The sequence below is a fragment of the Nocardia sp. CDC153 genome, assembly GCF_035818515.1.
Classification (GTDB): Bacteria; Actinomycetota; Actinomycetes; order Mycobacteriales; family Mycobacteriaceae; genus Nocardia.
In genome coordinates, this window is sequence record NZ_JAYKYU010000005.1 from 334,917 (window position 1) to 347,040 (window position 12,124).

The 12,124-nt window shown below is 68.3% G+C and carries 11 protein-coding genes; 9 read left to right on the forward strand and 2 right to left on the reverse strand.

The features are described 5' to 3' along the window. Window positions 1–4: 4 nt before the first annotated feature. Genes VMT65_RS28225 through VMT65_RS28250 form a run of 6 tightly spaced genes read left to right on the forward strand, consistent with a single transcriptional unit; the run spans window position 5 to window position 8,603 of the window. Window positions 5–1,786, forward strand: a complete 1,782-nt coding sequence (locus VMT65_RS28225) for a gamma-glutamyltransferase family protein (RefSeq protein WP_326311521.1) — start codon at window positions 5–7, stop codon at window positions 1,784–1,786. 57 nt (window positions 1,787–1,843) lie between these two features. Beyond that, the gene (locus tag VMT65_RS28230; protein WP_326311522.1) at window positions 1,844–3,481 is read left to right on the forward strand and encodes an ABC transporter substrate-binding protein; all 1,638 of its coding nucleotides are present in this window, start codon (window positions 1,844–1,846) and stop codon (window positions 3,479–3,481) included. A 5-nt stretch (window positions 3,482–3,486) separates the two neighbouring features. Then, window positions 3,487–5,133: an ABC transporter substrate-binding protein gene (locus VMT65_RS28235; protein ID WP_326311523.1), complete on the forward strand. Its 1,647-nt coding sequence runs from the start codon at window positions 3,487–3,489 to the stop codon at window positions 5,131–5,133. 6 nt (window positions 5,134–5,139) lie between these two features. Beyond that, window positions 5,140–6,096, forward strand: a complete 957-nt coding sequence (locus VMT65_RS28240; protein ID WP_326311524.1) for an ABC transporter permease — start codon at window positions 5,140–5,142, stop codon at window positions 6,094–6,096. A gap of 16 nt (window positions 6,097–6,112) precedes the next feature. Continuing rightward, on the forward strand, window positions 6,113–6,967 hold the full coding sequence (locus tag VMT65_RS28245; RefSeq protein ID WP_326311525.1) for an ABC transporter permease: 855 nt from the start codon (window positions 6,113–6,115) through the stop codon (window positions 6,965–6,967). A 10-nt stretch (window positions 6,968–6,977) separates the two neighbouring features. Then, on the forward strand, window positions 6,978–8,603 hold the full coding sequence (locus VMT65_RS28250) for an ABC transporter ATP-binding protein (RefSeq protein WP_326311526.1): 1,626 nt from the start codon (window positions 6,978–6,980) through the stop codon (window positions 8,601–8,603). Here VMT65_RS28250 and VMT65_RS28255 read toward each other — a convergent pair. Beyond that, window positions 8,587–9,360 carry an EI24 domain-containing protein gene (locus VMT65_RS28255; RefSeq protein WP_326311527.1) on the reverse strand — a complete coding sequence of 258 codons (774 nt, stop codon included), beginning with the start codon at window positions 9,358–9,360 and terminating at the stop codon, window positions 8,587–8,589. The two genes, VMT65_RS28250 and VMT65_RS28255, sit on opposite strands and share 17 nt — an antisense overlap. A gap of 16 nt (window positions 9,361–9,376) precedes the next feature. Further along, window positions 9,377–9,889, reverse strand: coding sequence for an STM3941 family protein (locus VMT65_RS28260; RefSeq protein WP_326311528.1), 513 nt, complete (start codon window positions 9,887–9,889; stop codon window positions 9,377–9,379). A 150-nt stretch (window positions 9,890–10,039) separates the two neighbouring features. Between VMT65_RS28260 and VMT65_RS28265 the strand changes: the two genes are divergently transcribed. The 3 genes from VMT65_RS28265 (at window position 10,040) to VMT65_RS28275 (ending at window position 12,119) form a co-directional block, all read left to right on the forward strand. Beyond that, entirely contained in the window at window positions 10,040–10,780 is a 741-nt protein-coding gene (locus VMT65_RS28265; protein WP_326311529.1) for a spermidine synthase, read from the forward strand. Between the two features lie 146 nt (window positions 10,781–10,926). After that, a complete protein-coding gene (locus VMT65_RS28270; RefSeq protein ID WP_326311530.1) occupies window positions 10,927–11,136 on the forward strand; it encodes a hypothetical protein in 210 nt (69 codons plus the stop codon). 89 nt (window positions 11,137–11,225) lie between these two features. After that, on the forward strand, window positions 11,226–12,119 hold the full coding sequence (locus VMT65_RS28275; RefSeq protein ID WP_326311531.1) for a 1,4-dihydroxy-2-naphthoyl-CoA synthase: 894 nt from the start codon (window positions 11,226–11,228) through the stop codon (window positions 12,117–12,119). Window positions 12,120–12,124 lie beyond the last annotated feature (5 nt).

Below are 12,124 nucleotides of genomic sequence, written 5' to 3' on the forward strand. Positions count from 1 at the left end.
GCCCTTGTTCACCACCCGTCCCACCCTGCAGGGCACCTTCGGCATGGTGTCCTCCACCCACTGGCTGGCCTCCGCCGCCGCCATGGCGGTGCTCGAGGCCGACGGCAACGCCTTCGACGCCGCCGTGGCCGCCGGGTTCGTGCTGCACGTGGCCGAGCCGCATCTCAATGGCCCGGCGGGCGAGGTGCCGATCATCTTCGCGCCCGCCGACGGACCGGCCCGGGTGCTGTGCGGGCAGGGTCCGGCGCCGGCGGGCGCGAGCATCGAGCACTATCGGGGGCTGGGACTGGACCTGGTGCCGGGCACCGGTCCGCTGGCCGCCGCGGTGCCCGGCGCGTTCGACGCGTGGATGCTGCTGCTGCGCGACCACGGCACCAAATCGCTGGCACAGGTCCTCTCCTACGCCATCGGCTATGCGGAGCAGGGGATTCCGGCGGTGGAGAACATCGGCCGCACCGTCGCGGAGGTCGCGGAGCTGTTCACGACCGAGTGGACCACCTCGGCCGCGCTGTACCTGAAGGACGGCAAGCCGCCGGCTCCCGGTGCGCTGCTGCGCAATCCGGCGCTGGCCGCCACCTGGCGGCGGGTGCTCGCCGAGGCCGAGGCGGCCGGACCCGGCCGCGAGACGCAGATCGACGCGGCCCGCCGGGTGTGGCGCGAGGGCTTCATCTCCGAGGCGCTGGCGGCCGCGGCCGCCCGGCCCGCCATGGACACCTCGGGCGAACGGCACGCGGGCACCCTGACCGGCGCGGATATCGCGAATTTCGAAGCCACGTACGAGGATCCGGCCACCTACACCTGGAACGGCTGGACCGTCGCCAAGTGCGGGCTCTGGAGCCAGGGCCCGGCGCTGCTGCAACAGCTGGCGCTGCTCGAGGACGTTCCCGACTACGGCACGCCCGAGTACTACCACGTGCTCATCGAGGGCTCGAAGCTCGCCATGGCCGACCGTGAGGCCTGGTACGGCGACAATCCGCGGGTGTCACTGGACGCGCTGCTGGCACCCGAATACAACGCCGAACGCCGAAAGCTGATCGGCGACACGGCATCGGCCGAGCTGCGTCCGGGCAGCCCGGACGGACTGACCCCGCGCCTGGCCGAGTTCGTGACCTCGAATGCCGCCGCGGCGGTGGCGGTTCCGATCGGGGCGGGGGAGCCGACCGTCGGCTCCAATGGCGCCACCAAGGGCGACACCTGCCACCTCGACATCGTGGACCGCTGGGGCAATATGGTCGCCGCGACGCCCAGCGGCGGTTGGCTGCAATCGAATCCGGTCGTCCCCGAACTCGGCTTCCCGCTCGGCACCCGCCTGCAGATGGCGTGGCTGGAACCGGATCTGCCGAACTCGCTGACGCCGGGCCGTCGCCCGCGCACCACGCTCAGCCCGTCGCTGGCCCTGCGAGATGGCCGGGCCGTCATGGCATTCGGCACGCCCGGCGGCGATCAGCAGGATCAGTGGAGCACGCATTTCCTGCTGGCCGTGGCGCTGCGCGACCGGGTGCGCGGCGGGCTGGATCTGCAGGGCGCGATCGACGCGCCGAACTGGCACCAGGAGAGCTTCCCGGGTTCGTTCTACCCGCGGACCGTGAATCCCGGTGCGGTGGTGGTGGAGTCGCGGATCGGCGACGAGGTGATCGAGGAGTTGACGCGGCGCGGGCACCGGGTGGCGGTGGGCGGCGCATGGTCGGAGGGCCGATTGTGCGCTGTCGCACGCGATCCCGAGACCGGTGTGCTGTCGGCCGGGGCGAACCCACGGGGAATGCAAGGTTACGCATCGGGGCGATAAACCTGAATCCTCTGTTCCCAGACGAAGTTTCTAAAACGTTCGAGTAGGTTGTTGCACATGCGCGTTCGCCTGTCCAGGCTGTTGGTGTTTCCCGTGGTCGCCGTCGGTATTGCCGCTCTCGCCGCTTGTGGTTCGGTGCAGAAGACGGACGGATCCGCGACGCACACGGATGATTTCGGCACGCCCGTCGGCACCCAGAAGGTGCGCGACGGCGGTGAGCTCGTCATGGGCTTGTCCTCGGAGCCGGACCGGCTCGACCCCACCACCTCGAGTTCGTTCTACACCCGCTACGTGATGAACTCGATCTGCGAAAAGCTCTACGACAACGACTCTTCCGGCAATCTGGTCCCGCAGCTGGCCACGGCGCTGCCCACGGTGTCCGAAGACGGCCTGACGGCGACGATTCCGGTGCGCACCGGCGTGAAGTTCGCCGACGGCACCGCCTTCGACGCCGCAGCGGTGCAGACCAGCCTGCAGCGGCACTTCAGCCTGAAGACCTCGCAGCGCACCAGCGAGATGGGGCCGATCGCGTCCATCGAGGCCAGCGGGCCCTCGACCGTGGTCGTCCACCTCCAGAAGCCCTTCACCCCGCTGACCTCCGCCCTGGCGGACCGGGCCGGAATGATCATGTCCCCGACCGCGCTCGCCGCGGAGGGCGACAATTTCGGCGACAATCCGGTGTGCGTGGGCCCGTTCAAATTCTCGAAACGCGTGCCGCAGACCTCAATCGAGGTGGAACGGGACCCGCTGTATTACGACGCGCAGCACGTGCATCTGAACAAGATCACTTATCGGATCATGGTGGACGCCAATATCCGCGCGGCCAATCTGCGGTCGGGCGATATTCAAGTCGCGGACTATATTTCGCCGCAGGACGCGGGCACGCTGAAAGACGATTCGAAACTGCGCCTGCTGCGCAGCCGTGCGCTGGGTTTCATGGGCGTCTATGTGAATCTCGGGAATGTGGACGGGGCCGGTAAGCCGGTCAAACCCATCGACACCCCGCTCGCCAAGGACGCGCGCGTGCGAGAAGCCCTGTCGCTGAGCATCGATCGCGGCACGCTGGTCGATACCGTCTTCGACAAGTGGTACGAGGCCACCTGCTCGCCGATCGTGCCGCAGACCACCTACGCCACCGCGGCCGTGAACGACTGCCCCGCCTACGATCCGGCGAAGGCCAAGCAACTGCTGGCCGAGGCCGGGGTGCAGACGCCGTACCCGATCAAGCTGGCGGTCCAGACCTCCCAGGACCGGCTGCGCTACGCCCAGGCCCTGCAGAACAGTGCCGCCGCGGGCGGTTTCCAGATCGAGATCGTGCCCACCGAGTACTCCACGCTGCTGGACATGCAGAAGCGCGGCAACTACGAGGCCATGCTGCTGGGCTGGTCCGGCCGGATCGACCCGGACGGCAATATCGCCCGCTTCATGACCACCGGATCCAGCGGCAACTACAGCGGATACAGCGCACCGGCCGTCGACGATCTGCTCGGGCAGGCGGCCCGCACCGCCGACACCGCCAAGCGCGCGAACCTCTACGAGCAGGTCGTGAAGCAGATCCAGAAGGACGGCCCGTACCTCTACACCTACCGTGAGCGGTACCTGACCGCCCACACCACCTCGGTGACCGGGGTCGAGATGTACCCGGACGGCGTCGTGCGCGTGGCCAAGGCCGCGTTCCTGGGGGACAAGGGCTGAGTGCCATGCGCTTTCGCCTAGTTCCGCGCCGAGCGCTGCGGGCGCTCGCGGTGGGTGCGGTCGCCCTCGCGGCGGCCTCCTGCTCCCACGCCCACACCACGGTCCAGATCACCACGCACGCAGACGATTACGGCCAGCCTGTCGGTACGCAGCCGGTGCGCGAGGGCGGTGATCTGGTGATGGGCCTGTCCAACGACCCGGACCGGCTCGATCCGAGCACGTCGAGCTCGCTCTACATGCGCTATGTCATGAGCACCATCTGCGAAAAGCTCTACGACAACGACGCTTCCGGCAATCTGGTGCCGCAGTTGGCCACGGCGCTGCCCAAGTTCTCCGACGACGGGCTCACCGTCACCATTCCGCTGCGCACCGGTGTCAAGTTCGCCGACGGCACGCCGTTCAACGCCGACGCCGTCGAGGCCAGTCTGGAACGGCACCTGAGCCTGCCCGGATCGCAACGCACCGGCGAGATGGGTCCGATCACCGGGATCGACGCCGAGGGCCCCTCGACCGTGGTCATCCACTACAGCGCGCCGTTCGCGCCGATCACCGCGGCGCTCGCCGACCGCGCCGGAATGATCATGTCGGAGGCGGCGCTGAAGGAGGAGGGCAAGGACTTCGGCGATCATCCGGTGTGCACCGGGCCGTTCAAGTTCCGGGAGCGCGCGACCGGCAGTTCCATTGTGGTGGAACGGGATCCGCTGTACTACGACGCGCAGAACGTGCACTTCGACACCATCACCTACCGGATCATGCCCGACGCCAAGGCACGCGCGGATGCCCTGCGCAGCGGGTCGATTCAGGTCGCCGACACCATGTCGCCCCAGGACGCCGACGCGTTGAAGGCCGATCCGCGGTTGCGCCTGCTGGTCTCGGGATCGTTCGGGTTCCAGGGCTTCTACCTCAATATCGGCAACCAGGACGGGGCCGGTAAGCCGGTCAAGCCCCTGGACACCCCGCTGGCCAAGGACCCCCGGGTGCGGCAGGCGCTGTCGTTGAGCATCGACCGACAAGCGTTGGTGGACAAGGCATTCAAGGGCTGGTACGAACCCGCCTGCACGCCCATCGCGCCGCGCACGTCGTACGCGACCTCGGCCGACACCTCCTGCCCGCAGTTCGATCCGGATCGCGCGAAGAAGCTGCTCGCCGAGGCCGGTGTGCAGACGCCGTATCCGATCACCATGCAGGTGATGAACGTCTCCGATCAGCTCGACTACGCTCAGCAGCTGCAGGCCATGGTGGCGCGCGGCGGTTTCGATCTGCGGCTCGTGCCCGCCGAGTACTCGGCCCTGTTGGCGGCGCAGAAGAACGGCACCTACGAGGCGCTGCTGCTGGGCTGGTCGGGGCGGTTGGATCCGGACGGCAATATCGCGCGCTTCCTCACCACCGGATCCAGCGGCAACTACTCCGGATTCAGTTCCGCCGCCCTGGACGACGTGCTGGGGTGGGCGGCGCACACCACCAGCCCCGCGCGGCGCGGGGCGCTCTACGAGCAGGCGGTCACGCTCATCCAGCGCGACAACCCGTACATCTACACGTATCGGCTGCGGAATCTGACGGCGCACTCGGATCGGGTGACCGGTATCGAGGTGTACGCCGACGGTGCCGTCCGCCTGGGCAAGGCCGCCTTCGTCTCGGATCGGAACGGCTGAAACATCGTGTGGCAGTACGCGTTCCACCGCCTGTGGCAGTCCGCCGTCACGCTCGTGCTGGTGTCGATGATCGTGTTCGCCGGGGTGCGCGCGCTGCCGGGCGATCCGGCGACCACCATGGCGGGGCCGGGTGCGGACCAGGCCGCCGTCGACGCGGTGCGCGCCGATCTCGGGTTGGATCGGTCGGTGCCGGTGCAGTACCTCGAATTCGCCGAGCACGCCGTGACCGGTGATTTCGGTCGGTCCATCCGAACTGGAACGCCGGTGCGGCACATGATCGCGACCACGTTGCCGGTCACCGTGCAGCTGGCGGTGTACGCCATGCTGATCGCGGTGCTGGTGGGCGTGATCGGCGGGGTGCTCGCGGCGGTGTATCGGGGGCGCTGGCCGGAATGGGTGGTCAATGGCTTCTCACTGGTCGGGTTGTCGGTGCCGACGTTCTGGCTGGGGATTCTCGGGGTGCTGTATCTGTCGGTCGGCATGGGGTTGTTCCCGGCCTCGGGATACGTTTCCCTGGTAGAGAATCCGGTGCGCGGGCTCTGGTATCTCACGCTGCCCGCGCTGGTCCTGGGCGTGACCCACGCCGCTGTGGTGCAGCGCCAGACCCGGTCGTCGATGGTGGAGACGCTGTCGGCCGACTTCGTGCGCACGGCCCGGGCCAAGGGGCTCGGCCCGCGCGCGGTGATCATCCGATATGCCTTGCGCAACAGCCTGATCGTGGTGACCACGGTGATCGGTTTGCAGCTCGGTCTGCTCATCGCGGGCGCGGTGGTCACCGAACGCGTTTTCGGTCTGCCGGGAATGGGGAAGCTGACCGTGGATTCGGTGTTCACCCGCGACTATCCGGTGATCCAGGCGGTCGTGCTGGTGGTGTCGGCGTCCTACATCGTGATCAATCTGCTGGTCGATGTGCTCTACACGCTGATCGACCCGCGCGTGCGAGTGTCGGGAAGGGCGCAATGACCGTCCAGGAGAACGAATGACCGTCGGGGAGACCGCGATTCGCGGGCGTGCGCTGCGACGGCTGTGGGGCAATCCGCTGGGCAAGGTGGGCGGCGGACTGCTGCTGATCGTGCTCGTGGTCGGTGTCTTCGCGCCCCTGCTGGCTCCCTACGGGCCCGCCGAGGTGCATTTCGTGACACCGTTCCAGCGGCCGTTCACCGTCGGATTCGCCTTGGGCACCGACGATCTGGGCCGCGACATCCTGTCCCGGGTGCTCTACGGCACCCGCGCCTCGCTGGAGGTGGGCGCGCTGGCGGTGGCGTGCGCCGTGGCCTTCGGCGTGCCGATGGGACTGCTGGCCGGGTACTGGCGCTGGCTCGACCTGGTGCTGTCGCGGGTCGCGGATGTGCTGTTGGCCTTCCCCTTCATCATGATCGCCGTCGGGTTGACCGCGATCTACGGCGGCGGACTGACCCAGGCCGCCGTCGCCCTCGGTGTGGCGCAGGTGCCGGTGATGATGCGCGTCGTGCGCGCGGAGACCCTGCGGCTGCGGGAAACCGACTTCGTGCTCGCCGCCCGCGCCGCGAATGTCGGGCACGCGCGCATTCTGCGGGAGCACATCCTGCCCAACGCCCTCGGCCCGATCATCGTGCAGGCCACCGTGATCATGCCGACCGCCGTGCTCGGCGAGGCGATCCTGTCGTTCCTCGGGCTCGGCATCACACCGCCCGCGCCCAGCCTGGGCATCATGCTCTCCGACGCCCAGCAGACCCTGCTGCGCACGCCCTGGCCGGGGATCTTCCCGGGCCTCATGCTGTTGCTGATCTGCCTGGGCTTCAACCTCTTCGGCGATGCCCTGCGCGATGCGCTCGACCCGAAGACGAGCCGCTGAGGAGGCCGCGATGACCGAATCACTGTTGGAGATCAGCGATCTGCGGGTGGCCTTCGGGGACGTGACGGCGGTGAACGGGGTGGACGTGACCCTCGCGCCGGGGGAGCGGCTCGCGGTCGTCGGCGCCTCCGGATCCGGCAAATCGACCCTCGCGCAGGCGATCATCGGCCTGCTGCCCGGGGCCGGTCGGGTCACCGGCGGCAGCATTCGTTGGCGCGGTGAGGATCTCGGCGCCGCCGACGAGAAGCGAATGCGGCGCTTGCGTGGCCGGGAGATCGGTCTGGTGCCGCAGGACCCGATGTCCAACCTGAACCCGGTCTCCCGGATCGGCACGCAGGTGTCGGAAACCCTACTGGCACACGGGCTCTACGGCCGGCGTGCGGCACGCGAGCGGGCCATCGAACTCCTGGCCGAGGCGGGGCTGCCGGAACCGGCGCGCTGTGCCCGGCAGTATCCGCACGAACTCTCCGGCGGCATGCGCCAGCGCGCCCTGATCGCCATCGGCCTGTCCTGCCGACCGGATCTGCTGATCGCCGACGAGCCGACCTCCGCGCTCGACGTGACCGTGCAGCGCCAGATCCTCGACCATCTGGACAAACTCACCCGCGAACTGGGCACCGCGCTGCTGCTGGTGACCCACGATCTGGGGTTGGCCGCCGAGCGGGCGGACCGGGTGCTGGTCATGTCCGACGGGAAAATCGTCGAATCGGGGCCTGCCCGCGAGATATTGGCCGAGCCCGAAGCGGAGTACACCCGTCGGCTGGTGGCCGCGGCTCCCGCGCTCATCGCGCCGCGATCCACCGAGCGGCCCGCGGTCGAGGACAGTGCACCGCCCGCGGCCGACTCCGATCCCGCTGTGGTGCTGGAGGTTTCGGGACTGAGCAAGGAATACCGTGTGCGTGGGAGCGGCACCCGGCGCGTCGTCGACGATGTCTCGTTCACCATCGCCCGCGGCCGCACCACCGCCATCGTCGGCGAGTCGGGCTCGGGCAAGACCACCACGGCCCGCATGGTGCTCGGCCTGCTGCCGCCCACCTCCGGGACCGTCCGCCTCGACGGCACCGAGGTGGTGGGCCTGCGCGGCACCCGGCTCCAGGTCGCGCGCCGGGCCATGCAGCCGGTCTTCCAGGACCCGTACTCGTCCCTGGATCCCATGTGGACCGTCGAACGCATTGTCGCGGAACCCCTGCGCGCCTTCGATTTCGGTGACCGCGCGACCATCCGGGCCCGGGTGCTCGACCTGCTGGACCAGGTGGCCCTCCCGCCCGCCCTCGCGCAGCGTCACCCCCACGAGCTCTCCGGCGGCCAGCGCCAGCGCGTCGCCATCGCGCGCGCCCTGGCCATCGAACCCCGCCTGGTGGTCTGCGACGAACCCGTCTCGGCCCTGGACGTCCTGGTGCAGAAGCAGATTCTGACCCTGCTCTCCGACCTCCAGGACCGCCTGGGCGTCAGCTACCTGTTCATCTCCCACGATCTGGCCGTGGTCCGGGCCCTGGCCCACGACGTCATCGTGATGCGCGCGGGCCGGGTGGTGGAGCAGGGTCCGGCCGAGCGAGTACTCACCGACCCGGCCGACGACTACACCCGCCGCCTGCTCGACGCGATTCCGGGAGCCGCTCTCACGGCCGCGCTGTGACCGCGTCGACGGTCGGTTCCCGCAACAGATTCCGGGACAGCAGCGTCGCGCCCGCGATCGCGCCGGGCATGAGGAAGACGGCCACCACCGGGATCAGGAAGGCGACCGCCAGCGGTACGCCGAAACCCCACGCCAGCATGCGACGAGAACGCAAGAGCGCCAGCTGATCCCGCAGCTGCACGCCGCGGCGCTGCAACGCCACCGAGGTCAGCTCCTGGACGAGGAAGAAGCCGGTGACGAAGATCGCGATCACCGGCACCACGGTCTGACCCACGACGGGCACGAAACCGAGGACGAACAACAGCAGCGCCCACAGCAGGGCGCGGATCAGAATCCGGATCCCGTCGCGGATGGCGATCCACAATTCCCTGGGCAGTGACAATCCCGATTCGGGTGCGGTGCCGTCCGGGGAGACCGAGCGGTCGACCCGCTCGGACAGCGCGTCATAGAAGGGCTGCCCGACCAATAGCGCGGCGGCCGTGAATGTCAGCACCGCCACCAACACCACCAGCGCGATCAGGGCCACGGTGAACAGCCCCCGGAACAATCCCAGCCACGGGCTCGGCCAGCCATCGGCGAACGCGGTGAGCGAGTCGGTCAGCTCCCCGCCCCACACCACCATCGCCAGCACTGCCCCGACGTACAGCACCAAGGTGATGAGCCCCGGCAACACCCCGAAGGCGTACTGCCGCGGATGCCGACTCATCCACCGTTGCCCCGCGAGGAGATACCTGAGCCCGGCCCCGAAATCGCGCATGCCCGGACGATAGCCGCTACGACTCGATGACGAGGCTCGGATGGTGGCGGCGCATGGCGTCGGCGAGGTCCTGCAGCGAGACCGGGACGGTATGGGCCGAGATGGTCACGGGGCTCAGGCCGATACCCCGGTTGGCTTGTCCCAATACCCTTTTGACGAGGGACCCGCGCGTCAGGTAAGCGTCCGGATCGTGCAGCAGCACCTCGAGGAAGCCCTGCCAGCCGATCTGCTGGAAGCGAATGCGGTCGATCTCGGCCCACTCGAGTGAACCGCGACTGTGGTGGGTGATGCCCGTGGCGGTGATGGTCAATTCGGGCGAGCGGCGCACCAGGTGCAGCACGGTGACGGCGAGGTAGGTCAGGAAGAAGCACACCGCGAGCAGGCCGACCACCATCGCACTGGCCTCCCCGGTCTCGAACAGCTTCACGCCGAACTGCACGAAGAGGAAGGCTCCGAATGCGTGCAGCAGGGTGCGCGGCTTCGACGACTGGAAGACGGTCGCGGTGGCGTGGGCGTCGCGGGTATTCACTGTCCCTCTCCGAGGATCTCGCGCGGGCTGAGCGCGTCGGCGTAACCCGCTCACGCTAGCCATCATGTCGGCACCGTGAATCGGTCGTCCAATCAGTCGTCGTCCGGCACGGTGGCCAGGGCGTCCCCGCGGGCCTGCGATCATGGACGAATGAGCAACTGGCTGGAGGTACCCGCGAGCCGTCGGGTGCGGTTCGGCACCGCCGAGTTGCGGGCCGACGCCGAGCGGCCGGGCGGTTGGCTGCTGACCGTCAATGGCATCGCCCAGTCCTATGTCGACCTGGACGACCCGACCTTCCTCGAACTCGAATACGTCCGCTACCTCGGCTACGTGGTCGACGCCCTGGAACCTTCCGACGCCCCGTTGGACGCTGTGCACGTCGGCGGTGGCGGCGCGACCTTCCCGCGCTATCTCTCGGCGGTGCGGCCCGGCTCCCGGCATCTGGTCATCGAGGCGGACGAGGCCTTGGCCGAATTCGTGGACGAGCACCTGGGATTGCGATCGGTCCCGGGCCTCGAACTGCGCCTCGGCGACGGCCTGACCGAAATCGGCTCGCTCCCACCGGCTTCCGCGGACCTGGTGATCGCCGACGCTTACGAGGGACTGCGCCTGGCCCGGGGCATCACCGGTGCCGCCTTCACCACCGAGGTCGCCCGCGTCCTGCGACCCGCGGGCGTCTACCTGTTGAACCTGGTCGGCGCCCGCCACAACCTGGACGCCATCCGCGCGCTCTTCCCGCACCGGGCGCTGCTCGACGGCGATGTCTTCGCCGACTACAACGGCAATCAGGTCCTGGCCGCCAGCCGCGTCCCCCTCCCGCTCGAAGCAATGCGGCAGCGAACCGGCCAGGCCATGCCCCCGGCCCGCGTCTGCGTCGACACCCCCGAGTGAAAAGCGTTCCGCGCGTGGCCCAGCACACGAACCGCGCGGTTCGTAAGTGCCGATTGCCGGTCCGGCTGTGATTGAGTACTGGAGTGGGAGACGAACTTTCAGCTATCGGCGGTCGTCCTGACACTGGTGCGAGTCGTAAGCGCCCCGTGAGCCTGGGTGGCCGCATCGACAACCTCGGCACCTATCGATTCCGGTGCCCGACGCCGGGTTGCCGGTGGTACCGCGACGAGAACACCACCCACACCAATCCGGACTGGCGGGAGCTGGTCGAGGCAGCGATCGACGAGCATCTCGCGGCCAAGCATCCGCACTGGATCCATCCGGAATGGGATCGGCTGGAACCCGACGAGAGTTGATGTATCGCAACGTATTTCGGTCAGTAGCCACCGGAGTTCACTGAGGGGTCGTGGATCTCGCGGCGGGCGCGCCTGTCTAGGGTGGGGCGGTGACCTTCAATGCGAGTTTGTGGCGGCCCGTTCCGGGTTTCGAGAATTTGACCGACATTACGTATCACCGGCACATCGAGCAGGGCACGGTGCGGATCGCCTTCGATCGCCCCGAGGTGCGTAATGCGTTTCGCCCGCACACCGTCGACGAGCTGTATCGGGCCCTCGATCATGCGCGCATGACCTCCGATGTCGGTGCGGTGCTGCTGACCGGCAACGGCCCCAGCCCGAAGGATGGTGGGTGGGCGTTTTGTTCGGGTGGGGATCAACGCATCCGCGGCCGCAGCGGCTACCAGTACGCCTCCGGTGAGACCGCCGACACCGTCGATGTGGCGCGGGCGGGTCGTCTGCACATTCTCGAGGTGCAGCGGTTGATCCGGTTCATGCCCAAGGTGGTCATCGCGTTGGTGAATGGGTGGGCGGCCGGTGGTGGGCACAGTTTGCATGTGACCTGTGATCTGACTCTGGCGTCGCGGGAGCATGCGCGGTTCAAGCAGACCGATGCCGATGTGGGCAGCTTCGACGCCGGGTATGGCAGTGCGTATTTGGCGAAGATGGTGGGGCAGAAGTTCGCGCGTGAGATCTTCTTCCTGGGTCGGCCCTATACCGCCGAGGAGATGCATCAGATGGGCGCGGTCAACGCCGTGGTCGATCACGAGCGGCTCGAGGAGGTGGCGTTGGAGTGGACGGCCGATATTTTGGGGAAGTCGCCGCAGGCGATTCGGATGTTGAAGTACGCGTTCAACCTCCAAGACGATGGTTTGGTCGGTCAGCAGTTGTTCGCTGGGGAGGCCACGCGCCTGGCGTACATGACCGATGAGGCGGTCGAGGGCCGGGATGCGTTCCTCGAGAAACGCGAACCGGATTGGAAGCCCTACCCCTGGTATTTCTGAGCTGA